Origin of the sequence: Kitasatospora sp. NPDC059146, from assembly GCF_042786665.1 — a bacterium.
Classification (GTDB): Bacteria; Actinomycetota; Actinomycetes; order Streptomycetales; family Streptomycetaceae; genus Kitasatospora.
Genome location: NZ_JBHZCY010000004.1, coordinates 1 through 1,412 on the forward strand (window position 1 = coordinate 1; position 1,412 = coordinate 1,412).

Annotated in this window: 1 protein-coding gene; it reads right to left on the minus strand. The window is 77.0% G+C overall.

The window, feature by feature from the left end:
- A partial coding sequence (locus tag ACFXPX_RS02470) for an HRDC domain-containing protein (protein WP_380639308.1) occupies nucleotides 1-1,221 on the minus strand: 1,221 nt, incomplete at its 3' end.
- Nucleotides 1,222-1,412: the final 191 nt, after the last annotated feature.

Consider the following 1,412-nt stretch of genomic DNA (forward strand, 5'->3'; position numbering starts at 1 on the left):
GGCGAAGGCGGCGGCGACCACCGGCGCCACCAGGTCGACCTGCCACTGCCGGGCGCCGAGCCGGCGCAGCACGGCGGCCACGCCGTCGCCGCTCAGGTCGGCCGGCGGCTCCCAGGAGACCCGGCGCACCAGGTCCGGGGTGATCAGGTTCTCGGCGGGCAGGTGGTGGCGCTCGGCCAGCTCGCTGACGGCGGCGCGGGCGCCGGAGAGCCGGGCGGCCGCGACCGGGTCCTTCTCCGCCCAGGCCCGCGGCGGCGGCGGCCCGTCGTGCGGGGCGGCGGCCGGCGGCAGCTGGTTCTCCGGGACCTCCCGGCCGCGCTGCACGGCCGCCAGCCACTGGTCCAGCTGGCGCCGGTGCAGCCGCGGGCCGAAGCCCTGGACGGCCTGCAGCGCGGCGATGTTCAGCGGCATGGCCAGCGCGGCGTTGACGATCGCGGCGTCCGAGAGCACCCGGCCCGGGGAGACGTCGCGCTCCTGGGCCATCCGGTCGCGGGTCAGCCACAGCTCGCGCACCACGGCCAGCTGGCGGCGCCGGCGGACCTTGTGCAGCTGCGAGGTGCGCCGCCACGGGTCGGTGCGCGGGGCGGGGCGGGGCGCGGCCGCGATCGCGGCGAACTCCTCCAGGGCCCAGTCCAGCTTGCCCTGGGCGTCCAGCTCCTGTTCGAGTGCGTCGCGCAGCTCGACCAGCACCTCGACGTCCAGAGCGGCGTAGCGCAGCCACGGCTCGGGCAGCGGGCGGGTGGACCAGTCGACCGCCGAGTGCTCCTTGGCCAGGCTCAGCCCGAGCACGTTCTCGGTCATCGGCCCCAGGCCGACCCGGGCGAAGCCGGCGATCCGCCCGGCCAGCTCGGTGTCGAACAGCCGGGCCGGTCTCATGCCCACCTCGGCGAGGCAGGGGAGGTCCTGGGTGGCGGCGTGCACCACCCACTCGGCGTCCGCGATGGCGGCGCCCAGTCCGCTCAGGTCGGGGCAGGCGATCGGGTCGATCAGCGCGGAGCCGGCGCCCGCGCGGCGCAGCTGGATGAGGTACGCCCGTTGCCCGTAGCGGTAGCCGGAGGCGCGCTCGGCGTCGACGGCGACAGGTCCGGTGCCCGCGGCGAAGGCGGCGACGACGGCGGCCAGCGCCTGCTCGTCCGCCACGACGGGCGGGATCCCCTCCTTCGGTTCGAGGAGCGGGACCGGGGCTGCTTCTTCTGGGATGGCTGCTACGGCGTCGGTCACCTACCAAGGGTACGACGGTCACCGGAACTGGGAGTGTTGTCGGACTGGTCAGACTGCTGATCGCCCGCCCGCCGGGTCACCCACCGGGCCGCCCGACCGGCTGCCCGGGCGCCCGGCTGACGGACCGCCGGGCCCGGAGCCCCGGGTGCCGCCGGACGGGCGTGCGGCGGCCCAGGAGGAACGTTCCTCCT